At 74.1% G+C, this 6,147-nt stretch carries 7 protein-coding genes and 1 pseudogene; 4 read left to right on the top strand and 4 right to left on the bottom strand.

Annotated features, from left to right (window positions below):
- Positions 1-46: 46 nt before the first annotated feature.
- Positions 47-1,165: a glycerate kinase gene (locus ACFWM7_RS32615; protein ID WP_383267666.1), complete on the bottom strand. Its 1,119-nt coding sequence runs from the start codon at positions 1,163-1,165 to the stop codon at positions 47-49.
- 141 nt (positions 1,166-1,306) lie between these two features.
- On the opposite strand from ACFWM7_RS32615, the gene ACFWM7_RS32610 reads away from it, so the two are divergent.
- The 3 genes and pseudogenes from ACFWM7_RS32610 to ACFWM7_RS32600 form a co-directional block, all read left to right on the top strand.
- Positions 1,307-1,804: an NUDIX domain-containing protein gene (locus tag ACFWM7_RS32610; protein ID WP_383267660.1), complete on the top strand. Its 498-nt coding sequence runs from the start codon at positions 1,307-1,309 to the stop codon at positions 1,802-1,804.
- A 174-nt stretch (positions 1,805-1,978) separates the two neighbouring features.
- Entirely contained in the window at positions 1,979-2,758 is a 780-nt protein-coding gene (locus ACFWM7_RS32605) for a hypothetical protein (protein ID WP_383267657.1), read from the top strand.
- Between the two features lie 38 nt (positions 2,759-2,796).
- Positions 2,797-3,225 (top strand): annotated as a pseudogene (locus tag ACFWM7_RS32600) (helix-turn-helix domain-containing protein); the annotation flags it as partial.
- Positions 3,226-3,248: 23 nt separating this feature from the next.
- Here the strand turns inward: ACFWM7_RS32600 and ACFWM7_RS32595 are convergent.
- Positions 3,249-3,653 carry a (2Fe-2S) ferredoxin domain-containing protein gene (locus ACFWM7_RS32595; protein WP_383267655.1) on the bottom strand — a complete coding sequence of 135 codons (405 nt, stop codon included), beginning with the start codon at positions 3,651-3,653 and terminating at the stop codon, positions 3,249-3,251.
- A gap of 377 nt (positions 3,654-4,030) precedes the next feature.
- Between ACFWM7_RS32595 and ACFWM7_RS32590 the strand changes: the two genes are divergently transcribed.
- Positions 4,031-4,615: a TMEM165/GDT1 family protein gene (locus ACFWM7_RS32590; RefSeq protein WP_383267653.1), complete on the top strand. Its 585-nt coding sequence runs from the start codon at positions 4,031-4,033 to the stop codon at positions 4,613-4,615.
- Positions 4,616-4,687: 72 nt separating this feature from the next.
- Here ACFWM7_RS32590 and ACFWM7_RS32585 read toward each other — a convergent pair whose 3' ends face one another.
- Both ACFWM7_RS32585 and ACFWM7_RS32580 read right to left on the bottom strand, forming a co-directional pair.
- The gene (locus ACFWM7_RS32585; protein ID WP_383267663.1) at positions 4,688-5,215 is read right to left on the bottom strand and encodes a methylated-DNA--[protein]-cysteine S-methyltransferase; all 528 of its coding nucleotides are present in this window, start codon (positions 5,213-5,215) and stop codon (positions 4,688-4,690) included.
- 30 nt (positions 5,216-5,245) lie between these two features.
- Positions 5,246-6,147 (bottom strand): DNA-3-methyladenine glycosylase family protein (locus ACFWM7_RS32580; protein ID WP_383267651.1); only part of this gene is annotated, 902 nt, incomplete at its 5' end.

The raw sequence follows: 6,147 nt of genomic DNA, 5'->3' as shown, positions 1-6,147 counted from the left end.
GCCCGGGCCCCGCCCGGGCCGGCACCCCCTCGGGGACGTACCGACGTCAGCCCGCCAGGAAGTCCCGGGCGATCGACTCCGCCGCCCGCTCCAGCAGCGGTCCGGCCTGGGCCATCGAGACCGCCGGGTCCGGTTCCAGGTCGGCCAGGGCGTAGGCGCGGCGGATGCCCGCCTTCTCCAGGGCCTCCGGGGGGAGGGCGAGGCGGCCGCAGACCGCGACGACCTCGATGCCGGCCGCACGGGCGGCGGCGGCGACCCCGGCCGGGGCCTTGCCGTGCAGGGTCTGCTCGTCGAGCGAACCCTCGCCGGTGACCACGAGCGTGGCGCGGGCGAGCGCGGGGGCGAAGCCGAGGACGTCGAGCATGACCTCGATGCCGGGGCGGAAGCGGGCGCCGAGGGCGACGAGCGCCCCGTAGCCGATGCCTCCGGCCGCGCCCGCGCCGGGCAGCGCCGCCGTGTCGGGGCCGAGGATCGAGGCGTAGTGCGTGAGGGCCGCGTCGAGGACCGCGATGTCCTCCTCGCTCGCGCCCTTCTGCCGGCCGTACACCTCGGGGGCGCCCTTGGGCCCGGTCAGCGGGTTGTCGACGTCGCTGGCCAGGATCAGGTCGATGTCCGCCAGGCGCGGGTCGAGCCCGGAGAGGTCGGCCTCGGCCAGCTCCGCGAGGGGGCCGCCGCCGGGTCCGACGGGCTTGCCGTCCGCGTCCAGGAAGCGGGCGCCGAGGGCGGCGAGCATGCCCGCGCCGCCGTCGGTGGTGGCGCTGCCGCCGACCCCGAAGACGATCGTCGTCGCCCCCGCCTCCAGGGCCGCCTTCAGCAGTTCGCCCGAGCCGTACGTGGTGGCCGTGAGCGGGGCGAACACCCCGTCGGGCAGGTGCTGGAGGCCCGAGGCCTCGGCCATCTCCACCACGGCGGTGGCATCGCGCAGCGCGTACGCCGCCGTCACCGGATCCCCGAGGGGGCCGGTCACCCGCGCCTCGCGGCGCTCGAATCCGGCGGCCACCGCCGCCGCGACCGTACCGTCGCCGCCGTCCGCGACCGGCAGGGTCTCCACCGCCAGGCCGGGGACGACGCGCCGCAGTCCGGCCGTCACCCGCTCCGCGACCTGTACGGCCGTGAGCGAGCCCTTGAACTTGTCCGCCGCCACGAGCACGCGGGCGGTCTCCACATCTGCTCCGTCCGTCACCTTGCATCCCTTGCTTTCGAACAGGCAGTCGCGCCGCCCCGACCCTATCCGCACGACCCCTGATCTGCCCATGGCCGTCCGGAACCGCCCCCGCTGCCCCGCTCCCCCACTACGCTGGCGGCCGTGACGACTCCCGACGCCGACTACGCCGCGTACATCGCCGGCCTCCCCCGGGTCCTCGCCGGCGCGGCCTCGCTCTTCCGCGACGCGGACGGCCGGGTCCTGCTCGTCGAGCCGAACTACCGCAAGGGCTGGGCGCTGCCCGGCGGGACGGTCGAGTCGGAGACGGGAGAGGGCCCCCGGCAGGGCGCCCGGCGCGAGACGGCGGAGGAGATCGGGCTCGACGTGGCCCCGGGACGCCTGCTGGCCGTGGACTGGGTGCGGGGCGTGGGCCGGCCGCCGATCGTGGCGTACGTGTACGACGGCGGGGTCCTCACCGCCGACCGGCTGGCGGCGATCCGGCTCCAGGAGGAGGAGCTGCTGTCCTGGCGGCTGGTGGCCCCCGCCGAGCTGGACGACTACCTGCTGGGCACGCTCGGCGGCCGGGTGCGGGCGGCGCTGGAGGTCCTGGCGACGGGCGGCGGCCCGGTGGAGCTGGAGGACGGCGAGCCGGTCGCGTAGGAGAATTTCCCGGCAGCGGGCCGGGCGGTCCGGCGGCAGGTGATCGAATCGTTGCCGCCCGACGTACAACCGCGCACCGCCCTCCCCGGTCTCCTGATCAGCCGTGAGGACACACCTCGGGCCGGCGCACCCGCGTGCCCGGCCCCGGCGGCGGAGAAGAGGGACGGATCGCACGTGAAGAAGACGATCTGGCGAGCGGTGGTGGCCGGTGGGGCCGCTGCCGTGTTCACCGGGGCGGCGGCGGTGCCGGCCGGGGCGGCGGAGGGAGGGGTCGCCTTCAGCCGGGTCACGATGAACGGCGGGAAGCCGATCGTGGTCGGGGTCAAGGAGGAGGTCGCGGTGCCCGGGACCTTCCGGATGACCACCAAGCTGAAGTACGACTACGGCCCGACGGCGTTCCCCTACCGCGGCAAGCCCGGCTACGGGGACGAGCTGTGGAACGCCATCGAGGGCAGCGACTGCAAGGTGGTGGACAAGGCGAAGGGCATCTGCGACTTCGAGCAGCGGCTGTACATCGACCCCCGGCACCTCGACTTCGGGAACGAGGACGCCGGAGCCTGGAAGACCGCCGCCCGGGTCCACCTCGCGGGCGACGCCTACGACATCGACGACGAGAACCTCCCGTTGTGGGTCCAGCGGGCCACCCGGGTCACGGTCAACGCCTCGCCCGAGCCGGTCGCGAAGTGGAAGACGATCACCGTGACCGGCAAGGTGACCCGGGCGAACTGGGACACCCACACCTACCAGGGGTACGCCGGCCGCTCGGTGAGCCTGCAGTTCAAGGCGGCCGGGTCCTCCTCGTACAAGACGGTCAAGAAGGCGACGTCGGGGAAGTCGGGGGACCTCAGGACCACGGTGAAGGCGACCGGGCCGGGCACGTGGCGGTGGACGTACCACGGCAACACCACCTCCGGCGCGAGGTCGTCGACCGGGGACTACGTCGCCGTACGGTAGGCGCGGCGCAAGGCCGTTCCCGTTCCGGTCCGGTGCGGGCCGAGACGGAGGACCGGGTACGGGGAGAGCTGCTGGGCGACCTGCTCGCGCGCACCGGCGACCCGGGCACCCTCGCCGCGCGTGCCCGCCGGCTCGGCGTCATTCTGAACCGTCGCCACAGTGTGTTCGTCGCGCACAGCGATGTGGCCCCCCGCCACCGGCTGCTGGCCGCGACCGCCCGCAGCGCGCAGGCCCTCAACGGGCTGGCCGGACTCCACCACGACCACGTCGTCCTGGTCACGCCGTCCGACGCACCGGGAGCGGCCGCGCAGGCGAGGACCAAGCCGTCGCTCCACGTCCATGTGAACACGGTGGTGCAGCGGCTGGAGCGCATCGGCCGGCTCCTCGGCCCGGACTGGAACTCGCCCGCCCGCACGCTGGAGGTCCAGCTGGCCCTGCGGCTGCATCGGCTGACGCAGGGCCTGTGAGGGAGCCCCGGCGGTGCGGGCTCTCAGCCGTCCAGGCCCGCCGAGACCCGGCGCGAGGGCTTGAAGACGTACAGGTCGAGGATGTCCGGGGCTTCCGCGAGCCCCGGGCCGCCGGCCGCCGCCCAGGTCACGATGTCCTGCTCGGCGTGCTCGTCGTTGACCAGGCCCAGCCAGACCGGCCGTCCCCCGGCCCTGCGCCCCTCGGCGGAGGGCTGGACGACGATCACGTTGCCCTGCTCGCAGGCGTCCAGGCACTCGACCGCCCGTACGGTGGCGGCGCCGTCGAGACCGGAGCGCAGCCGGGCCAGCTGGGCGGCGTGGTCGACGCCCGGGATCTTCTCGGTGCCGCAGCAGCAGCCCCGGCAGACGCTGACGGTGGGGCGGCCGGCGCCCTGGGCGGGCACGTCCTTGCGGGAACGGCGGCTCATCGGGGCACTTCCCGTCGTGGTGGGAGGGGTGGTGAGGAGTGGGGACCACCGCCGGTCCGGGTGATCACCACGACTCTACCGAGGCGTCCACGACTCGAACACCGGGCCCCTCGCCGGACCGGGTGCGGTATCGTTGACGGCTGCGAAGGGGAGTAGCCCCGCAAACCGGTCGTCGACACACTGGAGCCCTCGGGTTCCCGGTGGCCGGGCTCGTGGATCCTGAGAAGGGTTTCGTGGGCGGGCGAGACCTTCGGTCCTGTATGACACGCCCACGCCCTGTGGGCGCTGCCGTCATGCCGGGCCGAGTGGTCCTCCGAAAAGCCCGTGCGGCGCTTCGCGAAGATCCGGGGCCCGGCTCGCACAGAAAGCCACCCGGAATGCACCTCGACCCTCTGGCGATCATCACCGCCTTCGGGCTGATCTTCCTCGCGGAGCTCCCCGACAAGACGATGTTCGCTTCGCTCGCCATGGGCACGCGGATGCGCCCGCTCTACGTGTGGTTCGGCACCTCGTCCTCGTTCATCGTGCACGTCGCCATCGCCGTCGGCGCGGGCAGCCTCATCGGGCTGCTGCCCGACTGGGTCGTCAAGCTCGTATCGGCCTCGCTCTTCGCCCTCGGCGCGTTCCTCCTGCTGCGCGGCAGCGGCGGGGACGACGATGATGAGGCCGAGGTGAAGACGGTGACCGGCTTCTGGCCGGTCTACTCGACCGCGTTCATGGCGGTCTTCATCAGCGAGTGGGGCGACCTGACGCAGATCACCACCGCCAACCTGGCGGCGAGCAACGGCACCTGGTCCACGGCGATCGGTTCGGCCGCAGCCCTGATGTCGGTGTCGGCCCTGGCGCTGCTGGCGGGGAAGTTCATCGCGAAGCGCGTACCGCTGAAGACCGTGCAGCGCATCGGTGGGATCTGCATGCTGGGCCTCGCCGTCTGGACGGCCGTGGAGATCTTCACCGGCTGAGGACCGGCTCGACGCGGGTCGGCGCGGGCCCGGGGGCGTACCGGCTTCGGTACTCCCCCGGGCCGCCCCGTCTCAGAAGAGCGCTTGGGCCCCGCCCCGCGCCCCACCGCTCTCGAACGCCAGCAGCCGCTGCTTGCGGTCCAGGCCGCCGCCGTATCCGGTCAGGCCCCCGGAGGCACCGATCACCCGGTGGCACGGGACGATGATCCCGACCGGGTTCCTGCCGTTGGCCAGCCCGACCGCCCGGGAGGCGCCCGGCTTGCCGAGCTCCTCGGCCAGTTCGCCGTACGTACGGGTCTCGCCGTACGGGATCTTCAGCAGCTCCGCCCAGACGCTCCGCTGGAACGGGGTGCCCGCGAGGTCCAGCGGCAGGTCGAAGGCGATGCGGTCCCCGGCGAAGTAGGCGCCGAGCTGCTCGATCACCTCGCCGAACGGCTCCGGATCGGGGACGCCGAAGGTCTCCTGGGGTGGGCGGTGGCGCTGGTCGGTCATGTAGAGGGCGGAGAGGACGCCGTCGGTGGCGACGAGCGTCAGCGGTCCGTAGGGGCTGTCGACGACGGTCTGCTGCTTGGCCGCGACCATGCCGGTCACGCCGGTCATGGAAGGCACAGGGGTCATGGGGGATCTCCTTCAGGCGGGCAGGTGGTTGATGGGGTGGTCGTCCACCGTCCAGAGGTACTGCACGGCGTACGCGCGCCAGGGGCGCCAGTCGGCGGCCCGTGCGGTGAGGGCGGCCGGGGTGGCCGGGAGGCCGAGGCGTTCGGCCGCGCGGCGGATGCCGAGGTCGGTGGGGAGGAAGGCGTCGGGGTCGCCGAGGGCCCGCATGGCGATGGACTCGACCGTCCAGGGGCCTAAGCCGGGCAGCGCGGCCAGTTCGGCGCGGGCCCGCTCCCAGTCGGTGTCGGTTCCGAGGCGCAGTCGGTCCTCCGCGAGGGCGGCGACGAGCGTGGTGAGGGTGGTACGACGGGTGCGCGGCAGCGCGAGCGCCTCCGGGTCCAGGCCCGCCAGCGCCTGCGGGGTCGGGAAGAGGTGGGTGAGCCCGCCCTCGGGGTCGTCGACCGGAACGCCGTGGGCGGTGACCAGCCGGGCCGCGTGGGTGCGGGCGGCGGCGGTGGAGACCTGCTGGCCGAGCACCGCGCGTACGGCGAACTCAGCGCCGTCCACCGTACGGGGCACCCGGCGGCCGGGGCCCGCGTCGACCAGCGGGGCCAGCAGCGGGTCGGTGCGCAGGTGCGCGTCGACGGCGACCGGGTCCGCGTCCAGGTCGAGGAGCCAGCGGCAGCGGCTGATGGCCCGGGTGAGGTCGCGCGGGTCGGTCAGGGAGAGCCGGCAGGCGATGTGGTCGGGCTGCGAGGTCAGGGCGACGACGCCGTGCCCGTACGGGAGGGTGAGAGTGCGGCGGTACGCGCCGTCGCGCCACTCCTCGACGCCGGGGACGGCGGTCGCGGCGAGGTGACCGAAGAGGTTGCCGGGGTTGAGCGGGGCCCGGTACGGGAGGCGGAGCGCGATGACGCCCGGTACGGCGGTGACCC

Origin of the sequence: Streptomyces sp. NPDC058375 (assembly GCF_042723425.1) — a bacterium.
GTDB lineage: Bacteria > Actinomycetota > Actinomycetes > Streptomycetales > Streptomycetaceae > Streptomyces > Streptomyces durocortorensis.
This window is presented reverse-complemented; position numbering and strand designations above follow the sequence as displayed.